Here is a 23,515-nt window from a genome sequence, read left to right as displayed (position 1 = left end):
TGCCGCACCTCAGGGTTGATCTGTCTGCCAGTGTTGTCGCACATGATCGAGGCGTTCCTGCTGGCTCAGGCCGTCCGGCACGCCGGGCAGTTGCGCCCGCGGATGCTGCAAGCGTAGCCACAGCCAGCCATCCAGCACCGTGCGGTCGCTGAACCCCAGGCTCAGCCCCTCCTGCACATGGGAGGCCATGCGCGCGTAGTCGGTTCCCATTGATTGGCACCAGCGCCAGATGTGTTGTTCCAGCAGGCAACTTTGCAAACGTTCGCGCTGACGATGGGTAAGGCTTTCGTCGATCCCCAGCGGCTCGACCGCCCACTGCGGATTGCGCAGTTGCTGCCAGCCCTGACTGCCGATGGCGAGGTCGGCCCAGGTGCCGCCGAACCAGCGCAGCAGGCGGATCGGCCCGAGCCAGCGACTCAAGTCGGCGGCATCGCAGGCATCGAAGAAATAACTCGCTGTCTGCTGGTTGTAGTAACCGAGCAAGGCGCGGTGATTGAGCCCGAACGAAACCGTCAGCATCCGCCGCAGGTGACGCAGCAGTATCGGTGGCGAGGCATCGCTGGCAAGCAGCAGACCACGCCAGGTCTGCGGATCGCGATAACACAGTGCAGCCAGTGCCGGGCTCTCGTGCAATTCGACCAACAGCGGCCCTTGATCGCTCACCGCCTGAAACTCGGTGCCCTCGAACAGCCGCGTGCAATGTACACCGGCGAAGCCCTGACGCAGTGTCGCCAGCGCCTGCTGTGTATCGGCGCCATCGAGCAACAGCCACTGTGCCTGCTGGGCAAACCCGACGCCGCTCAAGTGGCGGCGCCCTGATCCAGCGAGGCGACCAGCCGACAACTGCAGATCGACGCCGTGCAGTGGTTGTAACTGCCACCGCCGGGCATCAGGCACAACAGCAACAGCGGTTCGGCGGACTTGAGCCATTGCGCCAGACCTGCGCTCGGCAGCACGTCCGGCAGTGCCAATGCCTCTGCGCAGTCCTCGATCAGCACCGGTTCCTGCAGCACGCCACTGATCACTGGCTGATCCGGGTCGCCCTCATGAAAACTCACCACCACCTCGACACCTTCACGCAAGGATGCCAGCGACGCGTCGCTCAACGCCGCCGCGAGCGGTAGCCAACAGTGGCTGGCGGCAGCGCCTTCGCCCTGATAGACCCAGTCGAATTGCACGGCCACCGGCCGCTGATCGTCGGGCTGCGGTTCGTCGACCGTCACCACCCAGGCACGTTGCAGGCTGTGCATGCGCGGTCTGGCACAAGTGCTGGCCGGCATGGGCAGAGGCGCCTGGGCGCTGGCAACGATGCGGTTGCTGTAAGACGGCTCGCTGCCGGCGTCGGCACGATGTTCGATCCGGCTCAGCAACCAGCGGCGGTTGCACTCGGCCAGGGGATGCGCGGTCAGCGTCAGCCACTGTGCGCTGCGCAAGCTCGGCAGATCGCTGTGGCCATAAGCTTTGCGGGTGCCGACGGTCTGCACGTGCGCATCCGCGGCCTGCACCTCTATCTGCCAGCGTCTTACCGAAGGCGCGCTCGCGCCGGCGTCCACAGAGGCCACACCAGAAACCGGCAACCGTACCGGATCATCGGCGAAGACCAGACAGTGTCCGTTGGGACGATGTTCGAAGTAGTAATGAATCCGTGCCTGCGCGCACAGCCGCTGTACAAATTGCAGGTCCGATTCACGGTATTGCGTGCAAAAGGTCCGCACCGGGTAGTCGCCGTGCAAATCAAAGCGGCATTGCGTGCCAGTGATTCCATGCTCCTTGAGCACCTGCGCGAGGATCTGCGGCACACACTGACTGCTGAAAATCCGCTGACTGAAACGCAGTGCCAGACAACTCAGCTTCGGCTCCAGGGTCACCCGACACAATCGGCAACCCTCACCGTGCTCATGCTGGACCACACTCTGCAACTGTCCGCTCAAGCCATTTTGCAAGGGGCCGAACTGCAGGAACGCCGAGCGATACAGCAGACCGGCCAGATTCAATTGCGGATCATCGATCAACAGATCGATGGTAAAGACAAAGGGTTCGCTGATGCCCTCACTTCCGGTAAAGGCCAGCACCTCGAAGGGGTCGGGCAGCCCCGCTACATCGAGACGAAACGACGGCTCGTTGACTGATTCGAACATGGGCGGATCTCTACAGGAGGGGCGGCCGGGGATTCTCGCCGAGAGCCAGGGCCGAGTAGAGAGCTGAAGTACAACTTAGGAAATGACCTACGCGAAAAGCAGACCGTATGACTCTACGGACTGTGCCAGGCAGTCATTTCTCGGGAAATTTGGGAGATGTCCCACCGGGTCATCCGAATTTTCCACAGCCTGAGGGAAAATTTCAGACAACCCGGTGCAACAGACCTGACTCAGGAAGACAGGTAGGAGGAGCGGGTCAGACCCAGACGCAAGGCATCGAGGAACTGCGTGCGTTCGCTGGCACTGATGCGGGCACTGGCGCACTTGTCGCGGTAGTGGGTCATCAGTTCTTCCGGCGACAAGTGCACGTAACGCAGCATGTCTTCAATGGTGTCGTGGGTTTCGATACCGGCGTGGTACACGCTGCCATCGGCGTTCTGGTAGATGTTCACCGAGTCGGTGTCACCGAACAGGTTGTGCATGTCGCCGAGAATTTCCTGATAGGCGCCGACCAGGAACACGCCCAGCAGATAGTCTTCACCTTCATTCAGACCGTGTACCGGCAGGCTGGTCTCGATGCTCTGCTCGTCGACGTACTGGTTGATCTTGCCGTCGGAGTCGCAGGTCAGATCTTGCAGCACGGCGCGGCGCAGCGGCTCTTCGTCCAGACGATGCAGCGGGATGATCGGCAGTACCTGATCGATCGCCCAGGTGTCCGGCAGGCTCTGGAACACCGAGAAGTTGCAGATGTACTTGTCGGCCAGCTTGTCGTTGAGTTCGTCGAGCACCTGACGGTGCGAACGCTGCCGCGCCTTCAACGAGTTGTGCAGGCGGCGGCACACAGCGAAGTAGCATTGCTCGGCCAGGGCTTTTTCCGCCAGGGTCAGCTTGCCGTCGGCGTACTGCGAAGCCACGTCGCTCATGTAGTGCGTGGCACGCCAGTAGGTTTCGGTGACCATTTCGATGTCGGTCGGGCCGAGCAGATCCACCAGCCACTGCACGGTTTCCGGCAGCGCTTCCTTGTTTTCGATCTGCGGTACGTCGTCGTTGTGTTTCTCGACGTCGGTCACCTGCACCACCAGCATCGCGTGGTGCGCGGTCAGCGAGCGGCCGCTTTCGGAGAAGATGTGCGGATGCGGCAGGCTCTGCGCGTCGCAGAACTCCTTGAGCATACCGACCACGACACCGGCGTAGTCGTCCATGTCGTAGTTGATCGAACTGGCATTGCGCGAGTGGGTACCGTCGTAGTCGACACCCAGACCGCCGCCGACGTCGATGTGATCGACCGGCAGGCCCAGGTTGCGCAACTCGCCGTAGTAACGGATGGCTTCCTTGAAACCGTGCTGATAGTCAGCCAGGTTGGCGATCTGCGAACCCATATGGAAGTGCAGCAGACGAATGCCCTGATCGAGGCCGGCGGCGCGGAAGCGCTCGACCACCGACAGCAGTTGCGCCGCCGACAGACCGAATTTGGATTTCTCGCCACCGGTGTCCGCCCACTTCGAGGAGGCCAGCGACGACAGGCGCACGCGCAAACCAACCTGCGGTTTGACCTTGAGCGAGGCGGCTTCTTCGATCACCAGACCGACTTCGGATTCTTTTTCGATGACGATGAACACGTTGTGGCCGAGCTTCTGGCCCATCAGCGCCAGACGAATGAACTCGCGGTCCTTGTAACCGTTGCAGACGATGGTGCCGCCCTTCGGCGCCAGCGCCAGCACCGCCAGCAGCTCAGGCTTGGAGCCGGCTTCCAGACCGATGGAAACGTTCTGGGTGGCGATGATGTTCTCGATCACCGCTTCCTGCTGGTTGACCTTGATCGGGTACAGCGCGGTGTACTTGCTCTGGTATTCCAGGCGCTCGATGTTCGAGTCGAAAGCACCGGTCAGCTGACGGACACGGTCTTGCAGGATGTCGGGGAAACGCACCAGCAACGGCAAGGACAAGCCGCTCTTGCGCAGTTGGTCGACTTGTTCGAACAGGTCGATGGGCGAGCTGCTCGGGCCGTTCGGACGAACTTCGACGCGACCGGCGTCATTGATCGCGAAATACCCGGCCCCCCAATGGCGAATCCCGTAAACACTGCGGCTGTCCGCAACTGTCCATTGGCTGCCATCGTCTTTACGTGTGCGTCGTACGGACATCGAAGTCCCCTATAAAGAAGTCATAGTGCGTCGCCTGATATCAGGCCGGCGCAGTCTAAAGAATGAAAATGACGGTTCGTCAGCGCGGCGGTAGACCGCGCTGACCGCGTGGAGTTTAGAAACCGGTCATGAACAGGCTCTGTGAAAACCATGGAGACGACGCCGGATCTGAACTGCTTCAGTGCCGGATCAAGCCGCAGATGGATTTCACAGAGGCTGCTAGCCGCCGGACTTCTTCGCTTTGAAACCGTGTTTGATCAGCTCTGCCAAGAGTAGCTCGACATGATCGCCCTGGATTTCGATGATCCCGTCCTTCAACGCCCCACCGGTGCCGCAACGTTTCTTCAACGTTGTCGCCAGTTCCTTGAGGGCGTCTTCGGCCAGTGGCACGCCGGTGATGGTGGTCACCGTCTTGCCGCCACGGCCCTTGCTCTCGCGACGCACGCGGGCAATGCCGTCCCCGGCCGGGATCACGGTTTGTTTGCAGATACAGGCGTCCACCGGCTTGCTGCATTCCGGGCAATGACGACCTGCGTCGGTGGAAAATACCAGGCCACCAAGGGCGGCGAAGGATGCGGCTTTTTTGGCCACCGGCAATCCTCTTGGGAGGACAAAGACTGATCGCGACCTTGGGCAAGGTCATCGACCGCGAAGCCCCACTCAGGCAGGGGCAGCGCTACTGCACCGAAATCGTTGAACCGCTCGACTTCGACCTGTAGGAGCTGTCGAGTGAAACGAGGCTGCGATCTTTTGATCCTGGTCTTCAAAGATCAAAAGATCGCAGCCTTCGGCAGCTCCTACAGGCCCTTAATCGTTCAGGCCCACGTCAAACCATTCGGTGCAGCTTGAAAAGGTCGCGCAGTGTAACGGCAAAAAGCGCAATTGCTAAGAGCCAATCGGCGCCAATTTATGTGTTCTTTGCGACGTCGCTTTGCTGCGCCTTCAGATAGCGCTTCAAGGCTGCCAGAGAGTCCGGGCAGTATGGCTTTTGCCCGATTTCCAGCAATACCTGTTCGACCGGAATAAAGCGTGCTTCCAGCACTTCTTCCGGCTGCAGTTTCAGCGGGCCGTCCCACACCGCGGAAAACGCCGAGCACCACAGCCGGTTGCCGGTGTCCTCGAAGAAGAAATGATCGTGGGCGGTCAGTTCCACCCCGCTCACCCCCAATTCCTCTTCCAGCTCGCGGGCCGCCGATTCGGCGTAGGTCTCATCGGCCTGCACCATGCCGCCGGCCGCCACATCCCAGTAACCGGGATAGATCGCCTTGCTCAAGGTGCGTCGATGCACGCAGAGCTCACCAGCGGAATTGAACAACATGATGTAGGTACCGCGCCCGATCAGCCCGCGCTCACGCAGATCGGCCCGCACCAGGGCGCCGAGCAGGTTGTCCTGCTCGTCGACCCAGGCGATCTGTTCGGCATCGGAGGCGGCGCGGTGCGCCGCCTCTTTGGCGCTATCGACCATGACTCAGCCCTGATTGAGCAATTGACGCAGATCGATCACTGCGGCGTTGGCCCGGGAAATGTAATTGGCCATGACCAGCGAGTGGTTAGCCAGCACGCCGAAGCCGCTGCCATTGAGAATCATCGGACTCCAGACCGGCTCCTGCGACGCTTCCAGCTCACGGATGATCTGACGCACGCTGACCGTAGCGTTCTTCTTCGCCAGCACATCGGCGAAATCGACTTCGATGGCGCGCAACAGGTGCGACAGCGCCCAGGCCTGACCGCGCGCTTCGTAGAACACGTTGTCGATCTGCATCCACGGGGTTTCGACGACTTCCTCGTCAACCTGCGGGACTTCGCCAACCGCCGGCACTTCGGTTTTCAGCGCGGTGTTGAGCTTGACCCGGCCGACACTGGCGGACAGGCGTTGCGACAGCGAACCGAGACGGGTGCCGACATCGCCCAGCCAGTTGTTGAGGTTGTCGGCACGGGCGTAGAACAAGGCGTTTTTCTGCGTAGGATCAGACAGGCGCGCCTGGTAACGGCTCAGGGAGTTGATGCCTTCCTGATATTCCGATTCGCTCGACGGCAGGATCCAGCTCTTGTTGTCGAAGTTGAAACGCGGCTCGGCCTTGGCCAGATCAGCATCCTCGGCCGACTGCGACTGCGAACGGGCGAAGTCTTTACGCAGGGCGCGAGTCAGGTCACGCACCTGCACCAGCACGCCGTATTCCCAGCTCGGCGTGTTGTCCATCCACAGGCCAGGCGGGAAACGGTCGTTGGAAATGTAGCCGCCCGGTTTGTTCAGCAACGTACCGGCAACGGTCTTGAGGGTTTCGACCGTGGTATAGCCGACGACCATTTGCTTGCCTTCTTTCTCGGCAGCCGCCTGGGCGTTTTGTGCCACCGGGAACAGCGCCGGCTCCTGGCTCCAGTACCAGCCCAGGCCGATGGTCACCAGCAGATAAATGCCGATCAGCGTGGCCAGCGCACGGCTGAACAACAGCCCGCCCACATAGCTGCGGGTGGCCGACTTCGGCTCGGCGGCACGTTCAGGCGCGCTGCCCGCGCGGTTCTTCCAGTCCAGCATGGCGATATCCTTTCAATCACTTGGGTTCAACGGTTCGACCACAACCATACAACAACGTGCCAAGGCCGGCACCCGCCATTGAAGAGAAGCAGAAAATCCACGGAAGGCCCGACATCGAACTGCGAATTCTCTAGGGGTTTCCCTGATACACCGTCACCCACTTAGCCCCGAATCAGACATTTGCAGATCAGCGCCTGTGCGCAGCACAGCGTTGTACACAAAGGCTTTTTCACCTATTGAGCAGCACGACACGCCCGGTTTTCGGGAGCCTCAGCGACGAACAGGTCCAATCCGAGACCACCCGGTCAGAAACTGAATTGTGCAGCGCCGCAGATTATTGACGCACGACACTCATATAAGGGAAAAGAGGTGCTAGCATAGAGCCACCAGTCGATCTCAGCATGCGCCCTAACTAGTAGTCAGGATATGACCGAGCCAGAAGACCCCAGCCGTGAGCGCCTCAAGCACCACTTTGCCCAGCGGGTAATTCATCAGGCACGTCAGATTCTTGAGATATGGCAGCGCCTGCAACGCAGTGAGTGGTCCACCGCCGACCTCGCCGAACTCAGCGAGGCCAACCTGCGCCTGCTGCGTTTTGCCGAGCGTTTCGAACAGCCCGAACACACGCAACTCGCGCGTCATATCGGCCAGTCGCTGGAAGCGGTGGACGCCAATCGCGGGCGCCTGAGCAGCGGCCTAATCACCGATCTCAATCGCTTGATGCAGCGCCTGTCGCGCACCGGTCTGCGCCATGGCGATCAACTCGACCAGACCTTTCTGCCGCCGCTGCGCAAGCCGATCTACGTGATGTTGCAGGATCACGACCGCGCCGAGCGACTGGCCAAGCAGCTGGAATTTTTTGGCCTGACCGCGCAGGCGCTGGACAGTGTCGCGGCGTTTCGCTCCTCGATGGTCGAGCGCTTGCCCGCTGCGATTGTCATGGACGTGGACTTCAGCGGCGCCGGCGTCGGTCTGCAACTGGCCGCCGAAGCTCAGATTGGTCTGGAAGAGCCGCTGCCGCTGCTGTTCTTCAGCCTGCACGAAACCGACACCCCGACCCGTCTCGCCGCCGTGCGCGCCGGCGGCCAGGAATTTCTCACCGGCACCCTCGAAGCGTCGAGCCTGCTGGAGAAGATCGAAGTCCTGACCTGCGTTGCCCAGTACGAACCCTATAAAGTGCTGATCATCGATGACTCCCGCGCCCAGGCCTTGCACACCGAGCGCCTGCTCAATAGCGCCGGGATCGTCACCCGCACGCTGATCGAGCCGATCCAGGCAATGGCCGAACTGGCGGACTTCCAGCCGGATCTGATCATCCTCGACATGTACATGCCGGCCTGCACCGGCACCGAACTGGCCAAGGTGATTCGCCACAACGACCGCTACGTCAGCGTGCCGATCATTTATCTCTCGGCCGAGGACGATCTGGACAAGCAGCTCGACGCCATGAGCGAGGGTGGCGACGATTTCCTGACCAAACCGATCAAGCCGCGGCATCTGATTACGACCGTGCGCAACCGCGCCGCCCGTGCGCGCAACCTCAAGGCGCGGATGGTCCGCGACAGCCTCACCGGCCTGTATAACCACACGCACATTCTGCAATTGCTCGAAGACTGCTCGTTCCGCGCCCGTCGCGAGAACAAGCCGCTGAGCTTTGCCATGCTCGACATCGACCACTTCAAACGGGTCAACGACAGCCACGGCCATCCGATGGGCGACCGGGTGATCAAAAGCCTGGCGCTGTTCCTCAAGCAACGCCTGCGCAAGACCGACTTCATCGGCCGTTATGGTGGCGAAGAATTCGCCATCGTCATGCCCGACACTGATATAGAAGCGGCGCACAAAGTGCTCGACGAAATTCGCCAGCGCTTCGCCGAAATCCACTACCCGGCGCAGCCGCAGGATTTGTGGTGCACCTTCAGCGCCGGCGTGGTGGAAATGCACGATGATTCCGACAGCCTGATGATGGCCAGCCAGGCCGACGAGGCGCTTTACCGCGCCAAAGGTGCCGGACGCAACCGGGTGCAGACCGCGCGTGACTCAAAGCAAAGTGCCACTTTTTCATCGGAATCCACTGATTCGGTCATAACGCTGTAACAGAACCGCAATAAATTCAGGCGCTTACCATTTCTGCCGTTGGTAGCCGTCATGCGCCTGAAGTTGCTCACCAATCTCAATACTCTGCTGCTGGTCGCCGTTTGCGTGGCGCTCGGTGCGACGCTGTGGTGGTCGCAAAAAGCCCTGGAGCGCCCGTATCTGTTGATGGAGCGCTACCTCGGTCTGTCGCAGCAATTTCAGAATGACGTGGCACGCAATGTCGAGGACTACCTCGCCAGCGGCGACGCCCTGCGCCTGAGCAGCGCCAGCCAGGCCATCGACGGCCTGCAGAAGGAGCTCGGCGAACTGCCGCCGGCACTGGCCGAGACCCTGCGCCCGAGCCTGTCGAGCCTGGAAGAATTCAGCAAGACCGACCTGCTCGCGGCCGGCAAACTGGCCGGTGATCCGCAGGCATTGTTGCTGCAGGCCGAACGCGAGCTGAGCGCCAGCCTCGATCAACTGAGCACCTACGCCAACGGCAACGCGACGTACCTGACGCCGCTGCTCGTCGCCTCCCAGCATCTGGGCAAGCTGTCGCTGGCCCGCGACAAACTGGTCAGCAGCGGCCGCAGTGAACTGGCGGTCGACGTCGAGCGCGAAGTCGACAACATCCGCACCCAGGCTCAGGCCATCGACGCCCTGCCCCTGCTCGGCGTGGTCGCCACGAATGAATCCGGCAGTGATGATTTCGCCGCGATGATGGGCATCGAAAGCACAGAAAAAACCGCCGCCGAAGACGCCGGGGTTGGCCTCAAGCGCGAACTCAACAGCCTGCTCGGTCGCTACCCGGCGGAGCTGGCACGTACCCGCGAGCAGATCCAGAAACGCACCGAGCTGAGCACCGCGACCCACCTGAAGATCGCTGCCGTGCAACAGGCGATCGCCGGACTGGAGCCGGTAGTGCGCGCGCAGCACGGGCAGATCCAGAGCGAAGTGCGCTTGATGCAAGGCGTGATGATCGGCCTGATTCTGCTGATCGCGCTGTTGATCGACACCTTGCAGCGGCGCCTGGCCCGAACCCTGACCAACCTTGCTCCGGCGCTGTCGACCTGGGCCGAAGGTGATTTCAGTCGCGACATTCAGTTGGGCAAGACCAACCGCGAACTGCATGACATCGAGGTTTCTCTGAACCGCCTGCGCGCGTATCTGGTGAATCTGGTCGGGACGATTCGCGGCAATGCCGAACAGGTCGCCGGCAGCAGCCGCACCCTGGCCGAACTGAGCAACGACCTGCACAGCGGTGCAGAACATCAGGCCGGCGACACGGCGTTGATCCGCGATTCGCTGGGCGAGCTGGAAGCGACGATTCAGCAGGTCGCCGGCGATGCACGTCAGGCCGCCGATGCCAGTCGTCATGCGGGTCTCGCCGTCGAACACGGACAGACCGTGATCGGCCAGAGCCTCACCGGCCTGCATGCTCTGGTCGGCGAGGTGCAAGGCAACGCGCAGATGATCGAGCACCTGGCCGAAGAGTCGGCAACCATTGGTGGCGTGCTGACGGTGATCCGCTCGATTGCCGACCAGACCAACCTGCTGGCCCTGAACGCGGCGATCGAAGCGGCGCGGGCCGGGGAAATGGGCCGTGGCTTTGCCGTGGTGGCCGAAGAAGTGCGCTCACTGGCGCAACGCACGGCGGGTGCGACAGCGGAAATCCAGACGCTGATCGCCGGCCTGCAAAGCGCCGCCCGACAATCGGTCGAAGGCATGCGCGCGCAGGTCGAACACGCCGAAGCCACGGCCAATCAGGCACAAGCGGCGGACGGCGCGCTGGACAAGATCGTCGGCGCGATCCAGACCATTTCCGACACGGCGATCCGCATCGCCGACATCACCGCCCAGCAAAGCGGCGCGGTCAGCGAGATCCGTGACCACAGCGAGCGGATTCATCAATTGGGCGGCGATAACCTGCTGCGCATCGGCGAAGGTCGCGAACAGGGCGAGAACCTGCTGCTATTGGGCGGGCAACTGCATACCGCCGTGCAGGCCTTCCGCGTCTGATCAGGCCCCCTGTAGGAGCTGTCGAGTGAAACGAGGCTGCGATCTTTTGATCTTGCTTTTAAATACCAGGATCAAAAGATCGCAGCCTGCGGCAACTCCTACACAGTTTGCCCTCAGTGACCGGATCAAATCACTCAGTCACAAATTTCGCGCAAACATCGGTCATCGTGCTGGCTATTGCAGAGAACTGGACAGTCACAAAGTCTTTGCGGCATAGTCGCCGGGTTCTGACGACTGCTCATTCATAACAAGGAACACGCAGATGGCAACGCTACTGGTGCTGCACGGCCCCAACCTGAACCTGCTCGGCACCCGCGAACCCGGCACCTACGGTTCAACGACCCTGGCGCAGATCAATCAGGATCTGGAGCGCCGCGCCCGTGAAGCCGGCCATCATCTGCTGCACCTGCAAAGCAACGCCGAGTACGAATTGATCGACCGCATCCACGCCGCTCGCGGTGAGGGCGTGGATTTCATTCTGATCAATCCAGCAGCATTTACACACACAAGTGTCGCATTACGTGACGCGCTGCTGGGAGTGAGCATCCCATTCATCGAAGTGCATTTGTCCAACGTGCACAAACGCGAACCTTTCCGCCATCACTCTTACTTCTCCGATGTAGCGGTGGGAGTGATCTGCGGCCTTGGCGCCAGCGGTTACCGACTGGCCCTGGAGGCTGCACTAGAACAGCTTGAAACACAGGCAACGACTTGAACCACAAGCGTTAAACGCCCCTGACCGACCCTTGGGAGTTGATGATTCATGGATATCCGTAAAGTTAAGAAACTGATCGAATTGCTGGAAGAGTCCGGCATCGACGAGCTCGAGATCAAGGAAGGCGAAGAGTCCGTACGCATCAGCCGTCACAGCAAGACCCCGGCTCAGCAGTATTACGCTCCGGCGCCGATGCAGGCTCCGGCCGCTGCACCTGCCGCCGCTGCCGCTCCAGTGGCTGCTGCCGCTCCAGCTGCCGCTGCTGCTCCGGCACTGAACGGCACCGTGGCCCGCTCGCCAATGGTAGGCACCTTCTACCGTAAATCTTCGCCAACTTCGCCAGCCTTCGTTGAAGTCGGCCAGACCGTGAAGAAAGGCGACACCCTGTGCATCGTCGAAGCCATGAAGATGATGAACCACATCGAAGCTGAAACCAGCGGTGTGATCGAATCCATCCTCGTCGAAGACGGCCAGCCGGTTGAGTACGACCAACCGCTGTTCACCATCGTTTGAACTGCGGAGAGCCTTTGATGACTGCGAAGTTGGAAAAAGTTCTGATCGCTAACCGCGGTGAGATCGCCCTGCGGATTCTGCGTGCCTGCAAAGAGATGGGCATCAAGACCGTCGCCGTTTACTCCAAGGCCGACAAAGAGCTGATGCACCTGGGTCTGGCAGACGAATCCGTCTGCATCGGCCCGGCTTCTGCCGCTCAGTCCTACCTGCACATCCCGGCCATCATCGCTGCTGCTGAAGTGACTGGCGCTACCGCCATTCACCCAGGCTACGGTTTCCTCGCGGAAAACGCCGATTTTGCCGAGCAGGTCGAGAATTCCGGCTTCGCCTTCATCGGCCCGAAAGCCGAGACCATTCGCCTGATGGGCGACAAGGTATCGGCCAAGCACGCGATGATCGAAGCCGGCGTGCCAACCGTTCCTGGTTCCGACGGCCCGCTGCCGGAAGACGAAGAAACGGCGCTGCGCATCGGTCGTGAAGTCGGCTACCCGGTGATCATCAAGGCCGCCGGCGGCGGTGGTGGTCGCGGCATGCGCGTGGTGCACAAGGAAGAAGACCTGATCGCCTCGGCGAAACTGACCCGCTCCGAAGCTGGTGCGGCGTTCGGCAACCCGATGGTCTATCTGGAAAAATTCCTGACCAACCCGCGTCACGTCGAAGTTCAGGTACTGTCCGACGGCCAAGGTCACGCGATCCATCTGGGCGACCGCGATTGCTCGCTGCAACGCCGTCACCAGAAGGTGCTTGAAGAAGCGCCGGCACCGGGCATCGACGAGCAGGCGCGTCAGGAAGTTCTGGCTCGCTGCGTCAAGGCGTGCATCGACATCGGTTACCGTGGCGCTGGTACCTTCGAGTTCCTGTACGAGAACGGTCGTTTCTACTTCATCGAAATGAACACCCGTGTTCAGGTGGAGCACCCGGTTTCGGAAATGGTCACCGGTATCGACATCGTCAAGGAGATGCTCAGCATCGCCGCTGGCAACAAGCTGTCGTTCACGCAGGATGATGTGGTGATCCGCGGTCACTCGCTGGAATGCCGGATCAACGCTGAAGACCCGAAAACCTTCATGCCGAGCCCGGGCACGGTCAAGCATTTCCACGCCCCAGGCGGCAACGGCGTTCGCGTCGATTCGCACCTGTACAGCGGTTATGCAGTTCCGCCGAACTACGACTCGCTGATCGGCAAGCTGATCACTTACGGCGCTACCCGCGACGAAGCCATGGCGCGCATGCGCAATGCCCTGGACGAGATCGTGGTTGACGGGATCAAGACCAACATCCCGCTGCACCGTGATCTGACCCGCGACGAAGGCTTCTGCAAAGGGGGCGTGAACATTCACTACCTCGAGCACAAGCTGGCTGGCGAGAAGCACTAAGCTTCACGTCCGCACCTGACAAGGCCGCCTTCGGGCGGCTTTGTTGTTTCTACAGATTACATAAACCCCTGTAGGAGTGAGCCTGCTCGCGATAAAGCCGGCACATCCAGTATATGTGTCGACAGCACCATCGCCATCGCGAGCAGGCTCACTCCTACAAGGGAATGGCGTTTCAAGTCTCTCCCACAAATCGTCTGCGCTCGCGTAAACTTGCGCGCTTCTCGCTGGCCGCTAGGCTGCAATCATATTTTTTCAAAGGTGCCCGCCATGCCTTGGCTGCAAGTACGTCTCGCCATCAGCCCGGAACAAGCCGAAACCTACGAAGACGCTTTCCTTGAAGTCGGCGCCGTTTCGGTGACCTTCATGGACGCCGAAGATCAGCCGATCTTCGAGCCGGAACTCAACACCACCCCACTGTGGGCGCACACGCACCTGCTGGCCCTGTTTGAGGGCGGCACCGAGCCTGCGCCGGTGCTCGCGCATCTGGAACTGCTGACCGGCAGTCCGCTGCCCGAGCATCACAGCGAAGTCATCGAAGACCAGGACTGGGAACGCAGCTGGATGGACGGCTTCCAGCCAATGCGTTTCGGTCAGCGCCTGTGGATCGTGCCGAGCTGGCACGCCGCGCCCGAGCCTGACGCGGTCAATCTGTTGCTGGATCCGGGCCTGGCGTTCGGCACCGGCACCCACCCGACCACCGCCCTGTGCCTGGAATGGCTCGACGGTCAGGACCTGAAAGACTGCAACGTCCTGGACTTCGGCTGCGGCTCGGGGATTCTGGCGATCGCCGCCCTGCTGCTCGGCGCGAAAGAAGCGGTCGGCACCGACATCGATGTGCAGGCGCTGGAAGCCTCGCGTGACAACGCCGGGCGCAACAACATTGCCGATGAGCTGTTCCCGCTGTACCTGCCGGAAGATCTGCCGCAGGTCAAAGCCGACGTGCTGGTCGCCAACATTCTGGCCGGCCCGCTGGTTTCCCTGGCGCCGCAATTGTCCGGCCTGGTGAAAACCGGCGGTCGCCTGGCGCTGTCAGGCATCCTCGCCGAACAAGGTGAAGAAGTCGCCGCCGCCTATGCGCAGGACTTTGATCTCGACCCAATCGCCAATCGCGATGGCTGGGTGCGTATCACCGGCCGTCGGCGCTAGAATGACCGCCTGCATAAACCGGATCGCCGCATGACCGACAGCTTCGTCACCCAGTGCCCGCATTGCCAAACCAGCTTCCGCGTCAGCCATGCCCAATTGAGCGTGGCCCGTGGGGTGGTTCGTTGTGGCTCCTGCCTGCAAGTGTTCAACGCCGCCAAACAGCTGCTGGAACAACATGCCGGCAAGGAAGCGGTGACGCCGGTGGCCCCAGCCATCGTCCAGCCAGCACAGGCTCAACCTGTGGTCAGCGAGCCACCGCCGGTGGTTGAAGCACCGGCCAGCGTCGAACCGACCGCACCGCGCGCCATCAGCCAGAAGCAATGGAGCGCCAGCGAGCTGGATCTGGACAGTCTTGATCTGGACGAAGAACTGGCCCGCCTCGAACAACGGGAAATCCAGCCGACCACCGAATTCGGTCGCCAGCGCGAAGAGTCTCTGAGCGCGCGTCGCGACAGCCAGGAAGCCGATGAATCGGAGTGGCGCGACAGCCTGTTCAGCGCCCGCGACGATGAGCACCTGCCCGAGCCCGAAGATGAAGTCGAGCCAGATGCCGTCGAACCTGAACCGCTGAAAACCGTGCGCACCGAGCCTTCGCTGTCGCTGGAGCCGGTGGATCTGGACGATGAACCGCCGATCCCGCAACTGCGCCTGCACGACCCGATCGATCCGAATGCCCGTCGTGAACGCCTGCCCGCCAACGTCGAACCCGACGAAGATGACCTGCCCTCGGTCGAACCGCTGCGCAAAAAACGCGAGCGTGCCGAACCAGGCGTGCGCGCCGAAGTACTGCAGGATCTGACCGACGATCCGCTGCAACTGGACTGGCAGAAACGCCGCTCGCCCTGGGGCCGGCGCCTGCTCTGGGGCTTGCTGGTGCTGCTCGCCGCCGCCGCTCTGGCCGGTCAGTACATCGCCTATCATTTTGATGAGCTGGCGCGGCAGGATCAGTACCGCCCGTGGTTCCAGCAGTTCTGCCCGCAGATCGGCTGCACGGTGCCGTCCAAGGTCGACATCGGCAAGATCAAAAGCAGCAATCTGGTGGTGCGTAGCCATCCGGAATTCAGCGGGGCGCTGGTGGTGGATGCGATCATCTATAACCGCGCGACGTTCTCCCAGCCGTTTCCGTTGCTGGAGCTGCGCTTCGCTGACCTCAACGGTCATCTGATCGCCAGTCGTCGCTTCAAACCCGGCGAATACCTCAACGGCGACCTCGAGGGGATGGCGGAAATGCCGCCGCAGACGCCGATCCACATCGCGCTGGATATCCTCGATCCAGGCCCCAAAGCGGTGAATTACAGCCTGAGTTTCCACTCGCCCGAGTGAATCGCTTCACCGCTTCAGGTTTGACGGCAGTTTTCTGACTGCGCCCGCGGCAACCAAACCGCTGGCAATAACAGAATAACTGTTCAGATTTTGTTCAATTCAGCCTTTATCCAGTCATCGAGAGCGGGTATCATGCCAACCCTTTTTCGAACTCTCATGATCCGGCCCCACTTCAGGGAAGTCCTATGTCGGCGGTACGCATCGGCCCATATACATTGCAGAACGGTTTGATTCTCGCCCCGATGGCGGGCGTCACCGACCAGCCCTTTCGTCAGCTGTGCAAGCGTCTGGGCGCAGGGCTTGTAGTCTCGGAAATGGTCACCAGTGACATGAGCCTGTGGAATACCCGCAAGTCGCGCATGCGCATGATCCACGAAGGCGATCCCGAGCCACGCTCGGTGCAGATTGCCGGTGGCGATGCGCAGATGCTGGCGGACGCGGCACGGGCCAACGTCGAACTGGGCGCACAGATTATTGATATCAACATGGGTTGCCCGGCAAAGAAGGTCTGCAACAAGGCCGCCGGCTCCGCGTTATTGAAAGACGAAGCACTGGTGACCGAGATCCTGCAGGCCGTCGTCGCTGCAGTGGATGTGCCGGTGACCCTGAAGATCCGCACCGGATGGGATCGCGACAACAAGAACGGCCTGACCGTGGCGAAGATCGCCGAGCAGGCCGGGATCACCGCGCTGGCAGTGCATGGCCGCACTCGCGCCGATCTGTACACCGGTGAAGCCGAGTACGACACGATTGCCGCGATCAAGCAGGCGGTGTCGATGCCGGTGTTCGCCAATGGCGATATCGATTCGCCGGAAAAGGCCCGTTACGTGCTTGACGCGACCGGTGCCGATGGCCTGCTGATAGGCCGGGCTGCCCAGGGGCGGCCATGGATTTTTCGCGAGATCGAACACTTCCTGCGTACCGGCGAGAAATTGCCGGCGCCGGAACTGAGCGAAGTGGAACGCATCCTGCTGGAGCATCTGGCCGCACTTCACGCCTTCTATGGGGATGTGATGGGCGTGCGCATTGCCCGCAAGCATGTGGGCTGGTATCTCGCAACCTTGCCGGGCGCCAGGGAGTTTCGCGCCCACTTCAATCGTTTGGATGGTACGGAAACACAATGCGCCAACGTTCGGGAGTTCTTCGCCGAGCGTTACAAGAGCCTGACAGGGGACGAAGAAGGGGTGGCCGCATGACGATGATGACCGAGACTTTAGTGAGTGGAACAGCACCCGTGAGCGACAACGTGAATTTGAAACAGCACCTCAATACCCCGAGCGAAGAAGGTCAGACCCTTCGCGGGAGTGTCGAGAAGGCGCTGCACAATTATTTCGCCCACCTTGAGGGCGCGTCCGTCACGGATGTGTACAACCTGGTGCTCTCCGAAGTCGAGGCTCCCCTGCTCGAAAGCGTGATGAACTACGTCAAGGGCAACCAGACCAAGGCCAGTGAGCTGCTGGGACTCAACCGCGGCACGCTGCGCAAGAAACTCAAGCAGTACGATCTGCTGTAAGCATTCAATCAAACCAGAAAGGCGCCCGCGTAAAACCGGTCGCCTTTTTTGCTGACTTCCTTTGCTTTTGATGGAAATTGAGATGACCGACCAGACTACCCGCCTGCCGATCCGCCGCGCCTTGATCAGCGTTTCCGACAAGACCGGGATCCTCGAATTCGCCAAGGAGCTTGAAGCCCTCGGCGTCGAGATCCTCTCCACCGGCGGGACGTTCAAGCTGCTGCGCGACAACGGTGTTGCCGCAGTGGAAGTCGCGGATTACACCGGCTTCGCGGAAATGATGGACGGTCGGGTGAAAACCCTGCACCCGAAAATCCACGGCGGGATCCTCGGTCGTCGCGGTATCGACGACGCGATCATGAACGAGCACGGCATCAAGCCGATCGACCTGGTTGCGGTCAACCTCTATCCGTTCGAAGCCACCATCAGCAAGCCAGGCTGCGACCTGCCGACCGCGATCGAGAACATCGACATCGGCGGCCCGACCATGGTCCGTTCGGCAGCGAAAAACCATAAAGACGTAGCGATCGTGGTGAATGCCAGCGATTACGCCAGCGTTCTTCAAAACCTCAAGGCCGGCGGCCTGACCTACGCTCAGCGTTTCGACCTGATGCTCAAGGCCTTCGAACACACCGCCGCCTACGACGGCATGATCGCCAACTACATGGGCACCGTGAATCAGGCTGCCGACGTGCTGAGCACCGAAGGTCGCAGCGAATTCCCGCGCACCTTCAACAGCCAGTTCATCAAGGCTCAGGAAATGCGCTACGGCGAGAACCCGCACCAGAGCGCGGCGTTCTACGTGGAAGCCAAACCAGCCGAAGTCGGCATCGCCACCGCGACCCAACTGCAAGGCAAGGAGCTGTCGTACAACAACGTGGCCGACACCGACGCCGCGCTGGAATGCGTAAAAAGCTTCGTCAAGCCGGCCTGCGTGATCGTCAAGCACGCCAACCCGTGCGGCGTGGCCGTAAGCCCGGACGCCGAGGGCGGCATACGTCAGGCCTACGAACTGGCCTACGCCACCGACACCGAATCGGCTTTCGGCGGCATCATCGCCTTCAACCGTGAACTGGATGCCGAGACCGCCAAGGCGATCGTCGAGCGTCAGTTCGTGGAAGTGATCATTGCCCCAAGCGTTAGCGAAAAGGCTCGCGCCATCGTCGCCGCCAAAGCCAACGTGCGCCTGCTGGCCTGTGGCGAGTGGTCGGCGGACCGCGCTCCGGCCTGGGACTACAAACGCGTCAACGGTGGCCTGCTGGTGCAGAGCCGCGACATCGGCATGATCGGCGCCGATGACCTGAAGGTGGTGACCAAGCGTGCACCGACCGAACAGGAAATCCACGACCTGATCTTCGCCTGGAAAGTCGCCAAGTACGTCAAGTCCAACGCCATCGTCTACGCCAAGAACCGTCAGACCATCGGTGTCGGCGCCGGCCAGATGAGCCGCGTAAACTCCGCGCGTATCGCCGCGATCAAGGCTGAGCACGCCGGTCTGCAAGTGGCCGGTTCGGTGATGGCCTCGGACGCGTTCTTCCCGTTCCGCGACGGTCTGGACAACGCGGCCAAGGTCGGTATCACCGCGGTGATCCAGCCAGGCGGCTCGATGCGTGATGCCGAGGTGATTGCTGCTGCTGATGAAGCCGGCATCGCCATGGTCTTTACGGGCATGCGCCACTTCCGTCACTGATTCCACTCGATCCAAATGTGGGAGCTGGCTTGCCAGCGATAGCATCCCCTCGGTCCAACTGATGAACCGAGTCGCCTGCATCGCTGGCAAGCCAGCTCCCACAGAAAAGCGCCCTTGCAGCGCTCAACAGAATTAGCGTCATCCGAGGTTTTTGAAATGAATGTTTTGATCATTGGCAGCGGTGGCCGTGAACACGCCCTGGCCTGGAAAGTGGCTCAGGATCCGCGCGTACAGAAGGTTTTCGTCGCACCGGGCAACGCCGGTACCGCGATTGAAGCCAAGTGCGAGAACGTCGCCATCGACGTGCTGGCCCTTGAGCAACTGGCCGACTTTGCCGAGAAAAACGTTTCCCTGACCATCGTCGGCCCGGAAGTGCCGCTGGTGGCAGGCGTGGTCGATCTGTTCCGCTCCCGTGGCCTGGACTGCTTCGGCCCGACCGCCGGCGCTGCACAGCTGGAAGGCTCGAAAGCCTTCACCAAGGATTTCCTCGCGCGTCACAAGATCCCGACCGCCGACTACCAGAACTTCACCGAGATCGAGCCGGCCCTGGCTTACCTGCGTGAAAAAGGCGCACCGATTGTGATCAAGGCCGATGGCCTGGCCGCCGGTAAAGGCGTGATCGTTGCCATGACCCTGGCCGAAGCCGAAGACGCCGTGCGCGACATGCTCGCCGGCAACGCCTTCGGTGATGCCGGTTCTCGCGTGGTGATCGAAGAATTCCTCGACGGCGAAGAAGCCTCGTTCATCGTCATGGTCGACGGCAAGAACGTCCTGCCGATGGCCACCAGCCAGGACCACAAACGTGTTGGCGACGGCGACAGCGGCCCGAACACCGGCGGCATGGGTGCCTACTCCCCTGCCCCGGTGGTCACCGCCGACGTGCACCAGCGCGTGATGGATCAGGTGATCTGGCCGACCGTGCGCGGCATGGCCGAAGAAGGCAACGTCTACACCGGCTTCCTCTACGCCGGTCTGATGATCGACAAGGCCGGCAACCCGAAAGTCATCGAATTCAACTGCCGCTTCGGCGACCCGGAGACCCAACCGGTGATGCTGCGTCTGCAGTCGAGCCTGGTGCTGCTGGTCGAAGCCGCTCTGGCGCAAGCGCTGGACAAGGTGGAAGCCCAGTGGGATCCACGCCCGAGCGTCGGCATCGTGCTGGCCGCCGGCGGCTACCCGGGCGACTACGCCAAGGGCGCGGTGATCAACGGTCTGGACGCAGCCGCAGGCCTGGAAGGCAAAGTCTTCCACGCCGGTACTGCCCTGAAGGATGGCAAGGTGGTGACGGCCGGTGGTCGCGTACTCTGCGCCACCGCCATGGGCGCCAGCGTCAGCGAAGCCCAGCAGCAAGCCTACAAGCTGGCCGCCGCCATCGACTGGGCAGGCTGCTTCTACCGCAAGGACATTGGCTACCGCGCCATTGCCCGTGAACGTGGCGAAACCCAGGAATAAGCTGTCCTTCACGTCCGGCGCGGGATGCAGTCCCTCGCCGGGCTGTTCCGCCGCCGCGCATCGTTATATTCTGGCATCAACCTACGAAGGGATTTCGCCGTGCGCTGGCTCAGGATTGCCATAAGTTTCACCGTCACGTTGCTGACCTTGTTCTGCATGCTTCCGGCTATGGCCGCGCAAGGCAGTGGCTGGTCGGTATTGCTTGACGATCAGGGCAATCTGCAACTGAGCGACATCCGCTCGGCGCGCTACACCAATCAATTCAGCCCTATCGAACTGGATCGCCTCACGGCGGCCGAGCCCGATGGTGCACTCTGGCTGCGCTTCAAACTGGCCCCGGGCAAGCACGAGCAGGTGCTGCGAATCTTCGCCCCGGACCTGTCCAACCTCAGCCTCTACGTGCTGGACGGCGACAAGCTGATCGAGCAACGCACCTCCGGCACCCGCCAGCCGCAGGTCGAACGGCCGCTCCCAAGCAGCGATTTCCTGCTACCACTGCCGCAAAGTGACAAATCCCTCGACGTCTATCTGCGGATGGTTTCCGACCATCAGCTACGCCCGCACATCACCCTGCAATCGGCGGTGATGAGTGCCGCCAACCAGAACCAGACGCTGATCTTCGGTCTGCTGTTCGGCTGCCTCGGCATGTTGCTGCTGCACAACATCGTGCGCTACGCCTACTCGCGCTCGCGCAGCAGCCTATGGCTGGCGGTCTGCGAAGGACTGCTGGGCCTGAGTCTATTGCTGTTGCTCAACCTCGCCGGCCCGTGGTTGCCGAACTGGCACGCGATCCAGACCCCGGGCGCTTATCTGGCGTTGCTGCTGACCGCCCCGGCCGGGCTGATGTTCGCCCTGCGCTTCTTCGCCCCGCTCGGCCCGCACCCGCTGAACAAACTGTTGCTGGGCGACATTCTGTTTATTGTGATCTGCAGCCTGCTGCTGTTGTTCGTCAACACCCTGCCGCTGAACATCATCACCTACGCGCTGGTGGCGCTGGCCGGTCTGAGCATGTTGCTGGTCGGCTTCTATCACTGGCAGAAGGGCTACCGTCCGGCGCGGCTGTTCGTTGCCGGGATGGTGGTGTTCAACATCGGTACGCTGATCATTTTGCCGGCCCTGCTGGGGCTGACCCTGGTGGCACCGCAAGGCCTGATCATGACCCTGATGGGTTTCATCTGCATCAGTGGCTTGCTGATGAGCATCGCCTTGGGTGAACGCCAGCGCAGCATCACCGAAAGCCGGTTCAGCATCAGCCGCGATCTTGCCGCGAGCAATGCCGAGATCAACGCCAAGGCCGAATTCCTCGCCAAGATCAGCCACGAAATCCGCACCCCGATGAACGGCGTGCTGGGCATGACCGAACTGCTGCTGGGTACGCCACTGTCGGTCAAGCAGCGCGATTACGTGCAAACCATCCACAGCGCCGGCAACGAATTGCTGACATTGATCAACGAGATCCTCGACATCTCCAAGCTCGAGTCCGGGCAGATCGAACTGGACGATGTGCAGTTCGACCTCAACGCGCTGATCGACGACTGCCTGAGCATCTATCGGGCCAAGGCCGAACAGCAGAACGTCGAGCTGATCAGCTTCATTCAGCCGCAGGTGCCGCGCGTCATCAGCGGCGACCCGACCCGCTTGCGCCAGACCCTGCTGAGCCTGCTGGAAAACGCCCTGAAGAAAACCGACGAAGGCGAAGTGCTGATCGTCGTCGCCCTCGACGAGCGCAGCGTCAAACCGCGCCTGCGCATCGCCGTGCAGGACAGCGGCCAGCCGATGGAGGCGGAAGAGCGCGATGCGTTGCTGCACGCCGAACTGCACAGCAAACACTTCCTCTCGGCCAACCGTCTGGGCGGCAATCTCGGGCTGGTGATTGCCCGGCAACTGATCCGCCTGATGCACGGCGAGTTCGGGATCAAGAGCGGCACCAATCAGGGCAGCACCTTATGGCTGACCCTGCCGCTGGATCCGGATCGCCTCGAACACCCGACCTCCGACCTCGACGGCCCGTTGCAAGGTGCGCGGGTGCTGGTGGTGGACGACAACGACACCTGCCGCAAGGTGCTGGTGCAGCAATGCAGCGCCTGGGGCCTGAACGTCAGCGCCGTACCATCGGGCAAGGAAGCGCTGGCGCTGCTGCGCACCAAGGCGCACCTGCGCGACTACTTCGATGTGGTGCTGCTGGACCAGAACATGCCCGGCATGACCGGCATGCAACTGGCGGCCAAGATCAAGGAAGACCCGAGCCTCAATCACGACATCCTGTTGATCATGCTCACCGGCATCAGCAACGCGCCGAGCAAGATCATCGCGCGCAATTCGGGGATCAAGCGCATCCTCGCCAAACCGGTGGCCGGCTATACGCTCAAGACCACCCTCGCCGATGAGCTGAACCAGCGCAACAAGGGTCAGGTGGTGTTTCAGCCACAAGTGCTCACACCGGCCACGGCAGCCAAGGTACCAAGCGACTTCCGCATCCTCGTCGCTGAGGACAACACGATTTCGACCAAAGTGATTCGCGGCATGCTCGGCAAACTCAACCTGCAACCAGACACCGCCAGCAACGGCGAAGAAGCCCTGCAGGCGATGAAGGCCCAGCGTTACGATCTGGTGCTGATGGACTGCGAAATGCCGATCCTCGACGGCTTCTCGGCGACCCAGCAATTGCGTGCCTGGGAAGTCAGCAATCAGCGCATCCGCACACCGATCGTCGCGCTGACCGCGCACATCCTCGCCGAACACAAGGAACGTGCGCGCCAGGCCGGAATGGACGGGCACATGGCCAAACCGGTGGAACTGTCGCAACTGCGCGAGCTGATCGAACATTGGGTAGCCCAGCGCGATCAGCAGAACCGCACGGCCTCGACCTTCTGA

At 61.5% G+C, this 23,515-nt stretch carries 18 protein-coding genes; 12 read left to right on the top strand and 6 right to left on the bottom strand.

Annotated features, from left to right (window positions below):
* Positions 1-9: 9 nt before the first annotated feature.
* The 6 genes from ABV589_RS18335 to ABV589_RS18310 form a co-directional block, all read right to left on the bottom strand.
* On the bottom strand, positions 10-804 hold the full coding sequence (locus ABV589_RS18335; RefSeq protein WP_367082905.1) for a DUF4123 domain-containing protein: 795 nt from the start codon (positions 802-804) through the stop codon (positions 10-12).
* A complete protein-coding gene (locus ABV589_RS18330; protein ID WP_367082903.1) occupies positions 801-2,138 on the bottom strand; it encodes a contractile injection system protein, VgrG/Pvc8 family in 1,338 nt (445 codons plus the stop codon). The genes ABV589_RS18335 and ABV589_RS18330 overlap by 4 nt, the downstream gene beginning before the upstream one ends.
* Before the next feature lie 230 nt (positions 2,139-2,368).
* The gene (gene speA, locus ABV589_RS18325) at positions 2,369-4,282 is read right to left on the bottom strand and encodes an arginine decarboxylase (RefSeq protein ID WP_007963030.1); all 1,914 of its coding nucleotides are present in this window, start codon (positions 4,280-4,282) and stop codon (positions 2,369-2,371) included.
* A 219-nt stretch (positions 4,283-4,501) separates the two neighbouring features.
* A complete protein-coding gene (locus tag ABV589_RS18320; protein WP_007914613.1) occupies positions 4,502-4,873 on the bottom strand; it encodes a translation initiation factor Sui1 in 372 nt (123 codons plus the stop codon).
* A gap of 316 nt (positions 4,874-5,189) precedes the next feature.
* Positions 5,190-5,747 (bottom strand): NUDIX hydrolase, encoded by a 558-nt coding sequence (locus ABV589_RS18315; protein WP_367082901.1) that lies wholly within the window; start codon positions 5,745-5,747, stop codon positions 5,190-5,192.
* Positions 5,748-5,750: 3 nt separating this feature from the next.
* Positions 5,751-6,818, bottom strand: coding sequence for a DUF2333 family protein (locus ABV589_RS18310; protein ID WP_007963034.1), 1,068 nt, complete (start codon positions 6,816-6,818; stop codon positions 5,751-5,753).
* A gap of 426 nt (positions 6,819-7,244) precedes the next feature.
* On the opposite strand from ABV589_RS18310, the gene gcbA reads away from it, so the two are divergent.
* The 12 genes from gcbA (at position 7,245) to ABV589_RS18250 (ending at position 23,515) form a co-directional block, all read left to right on the top strand.
* Positions 7,245-8,915, top strand: a complete 1,671-nt coding sequence (gene gcbA / locus ABV589_RS18305; protein ID WP_367082899.1) for a diguanylate cyclase GcbA — start codon at positions 7,245-7,247, stop codon at positions 8,913-8,915.
* A 51-nt stretch (positions 8,916-8,966) separates the two neighbouring features.
* The gene (locus ABV589_RS18300) at positions 8,967-10,913 is read left to right on the top strand and encodes a methyl-accepting chemotaxis protein (protein ID WP_367082897.1); all 1,947 of its coding nucleotides are present in this window, start codon (positions 8,967-8,969) and stop codon (positions 10,911-10,913) included.
* Positions 10,914-11,175: 262 nt separating this feature from the next.
* The gene (aroQ, locus tag ABV589_RS18295; RefSeq protein WP_025111759.1) at positions 11,176-11,628 is read left to right on the top strand and encodes a type II 3-dehydroquinate dehydratase; all 453 of its coding nucleotides are present in this window, start codon (positions 11,176-11,178) and stop codon (positions 11,626-11,628) included.
* Between the two features lie 48 nt (positions 11,629-11,676).
* Positions 11,677-12,141 carry an acetyl-CoA carboxylase biotin carboxyl carrier protein gene (gene accB / locus ABV589_RS18290; protein ID WP_024164417.1) on the top strand — a complete coding sequence of 155 codons (465 nt, stop codon included), beginning with the start codon at positions 11,677-11,679 and terminating at the stop codon, positions 12,139-12,141.
* Between the two features lie 17 nt (positions 12,142-12,158).
* On the top strand, positions 12,159-13,517 hold the full coding sequence (accC, locus tag ABV589_RS18285) for an acetyl-CoA carboxylase biotin carboxylase subunit (protein ID WP_007961940.1): 1,359 nt from the start codon (positions 12,159-12,161) through the stop codon (positions 13,515-13,517).
* A gap of 267 nt (positions 13,518-13,784) precedes the next feature.
* On the top strand, positions 13,785-14,663 hold the full coding sequence (prmA, locus tag ABV589_RS18280) for a 50S ribosomal protein L11 methyltransferase (protein WP_027613592.1): 879 nt from the start codon (positions 13,785-13,787) through the stop codon (positions 14,661-14,663).
* Positions 14,664-14,693: 30 nt separating this feature from the next.
* On the top strand, positions 14,694-15,986 hold the full coding sequence (locus ABV589_RS18275; RefSeq protein WP_367082895.1) for a DUF3426 domain-containing protein: 1,293 nt from the start codon (positions 14,694-14,696) through the stop codon (positions 15,984-15,986).
* Positions 15,987-16,171: 185 nt separating this feature from the next.
* Positions 16,172-17,182 carry a tRNA dihydrouridine synthase DusB gene (dusB, locus tag ABV589_RS18270; protein WP_003221277.1) on the top strand — a complete coding sequence of 337 codons (1,011 nt, stop codon included), beginning with the start codon at positions 16,172-16,174 and terminating at the stop codon, positions 17,180-17,182.
* The gene (gene fis, locus ABV589_RS18265) at positions 17,179-17,499 is read left to right on the top strand and encodes a DNA-binding transcriptional regulator Fis (RefSeq protein WP_003221275.1); all 321 of its coding nucleotides are present in this window, start codon (positions 17,179-17,181) and stop codon (positions 17,497-17,499) included. The genes dusB and fis overlap by 4 nt, the downstream gene beginning before the upstream one ends.
* Before the next feature lie 82 nt (positions 17,500-17,581).
* On the top strand, positions 17,582-19,189 hold the full coding sequence (gene purH, locus ABV589_RS18260; protein WP_367082893.1) for a bifunctional phosphoribosylaminoimidazolecarboxamide formyltransferase/IMP cyclohydrolase: 1,608 nt from the start codon (positions 17,582-17,584) through the stop codon (positions 19,187-19,189).
* A 156-nt stretch (positions 19,190-19,345) separates the two neighbouring features.
* Positions 19,346-20,641: a phosphoribosylamine--glycine ligase gene (purD, locus tag ABV589_RS18255; protein ID WP_007961947.1), complete on the top strand. Its 1,296-nt coding sequence runs from the start codon at positions 19,346-19,348 to the stop codon at positions 20,639-20,641.
* 99 nt (positions 20,642-20,740) lie between these two features.
* Positions 20,741-23,515, top strand: a complete 2,775-nt coding sequence (locus tag ABV589_RS18250; protein ID WP_367082891.1) for a response regulator — start codon at positions 20,741-20,743, stop codon at positions 23,513-23,515.

The organism is Pseudomonas sp. HOU2, assembly GCF_040729435.1.
GTDB lineage: Bacteria > Pseudomonadota > Gammaproteobacteria > Pseudomonadales > Pseudomonadaceae > Aquipseudomonas.
This window is presented reverse-complemented; position numbering and strand designations above follow the sequence as displayed.

Coding starts and splice junctions, on each gene's coding strand:
- ABV589_RS18315 (WP_367082901.1), bottom strand. CDS start 5,747: ATGGTCGATAGCGCCAAAGAGGCGGCGCACCGCGCCGCCTCCGATGCC.
- accB (WP_024164417.1), top strand. CDS start 11,677: ATGGATATCCGTAAAGTTAAGAAACTGATCGAATTGCTGGAAGAGTCC.
- gcbA (WP_367082899.1), top strand. CDS start 7,245: ATGACCGAGCCAGAAGACCCCAGCCGTGAGCGCCTCAAGCACCACTTT.
- speA (WP_007963030.1), bottom strand. CDS start 4,282: ATGTCCGTACGACGCACACGTAAAGACGATGGCAGCCAATGGACAGTT.
- ABV589_RS18275 (WP_367082895.1), top strand. CDS start 14,694: ATGACCGACAGCTTCGTCACCCAGTGCCCGCATTGCCAAACCAGCTTC.
- dusB (WP_003221277.1), top strand. CDS start 16,172: ATGTCGGCGGTACGCATCGGCCCATATACATTGCAGAACGGTTTGATT.
- fis (WP_003221275.1), top strand. CDS start 17,179: ATGACGATGATGACCGAGACTTTAGTGAGTGGAACAGCACCCGTGAGC.
- purD (WP_007961947.1), top strand. CDS start 19,346: ATGAATGTTTTGATCATTGGCAGCGGTGGCCGTGAACACGCCCTGGCC.
- accC (WP_007961940.1), top strand. CDS start 12,159: ATGACTGCGAAGTTGGAAAAAGTTCTGATCGCTAACCGCGGTGAGATC.
- aroQ (WP_025111759.1), top strand. CDS start 11,176: ATGGCAACGCTACTGGTGCTGCACGGCCCCAACCTGAACCTGCTCGGC.
- ABV589_RS18300 (WP_367082897.1), top strand. CDS start 8,967: ATGCGCCTGAAGTTGCTCACCAATCTCAATACTCTGCTGCTGGTCGCC.
- ABV589_RS18310 (WP_007963034.1), bottom strand. CDS start 6,818: ATGCTGGACTGGAAGAACCGCGCGGGCAGCGCGCCTGAACGTGCCGCC.
- prmA (WP_027613592.1), top strand. CDS start 13,785: ATGCCTTGGCTGCAAGTACGTCTCGCCATCAGCCCGGAACAAGCCGAA.
- purH (WP_367082893.1), top strand. CDS start 17,582: ATGACCGACCAGACTACCCGCCTGCCGATCCGCCGCGCCTTGATCAGC.
- ABV589_RS18330 (WP_367082903.1), bottom strand. CDS start 2,138: ATGTTCGAATCAGTCAACGAGCCGTCGTTTCGTCTCGATGTAGCGGGG.